Genomic DNA, 390 nt, shown 5'->3' on the forward strand with positions numbered 1-390 from the left:
CGCGACCAAGCCGGCTTTCATTGCGAGCCTGTCCCAAGGCTTGTGGCGAGTCGCCTCGCCGCCAAAGCCGTCAAGAGTCACGGCATCGGCCCTCCTGCCCGGTCCGACCACATCCTCAGCCGCTGTCGTGAGAAATCCGGACTGCTTGGCGGCCCGGCGACGCAGAACGCTGGCGAGGGCGGCGCGGCAAGGGCCGTGTCTTCGGGGCCTCCGGCCGGCCACCGGGGAGGCCTTCACCCATTCTTACTCACGTCGCACGGGCGAGAGCTGGATCGATTTTCTGGAGCGGGTCGAGCGATGGCTGCCGGCCGACGTCATTCGCGTCCACGCCATCCTCGACAATCTGGCCGCCCACGGATCCCGCGACGTGCTGTTGTTCAACGTGGCGTA

General features: G+C 67.4%; 1 protein-coding gene. It reads right to left on the reverse strand.

Going from position 1 to position 390, the window contains the following annotated elements:
* Positions 1-237: hypothetical protein (locus tag BGIM_RS67640; protein ID WP_238537838.1), on the reverse strand; the 237-nt coding region annotated here is incomplete at its 3' end.
* Between the last annotated feature and the right edge of the window lie 153 nt (positions 238-390).

It is taken from the genome of Zavarzinella formosa DSM 19928 (genome assembly GCF_000255705.1).
GTDB lineage: Bacteria > Planctomycetota > Planctomycetia > Gemmatales > Gemmataceae > Zavarzinella > Zavarzinella formosa.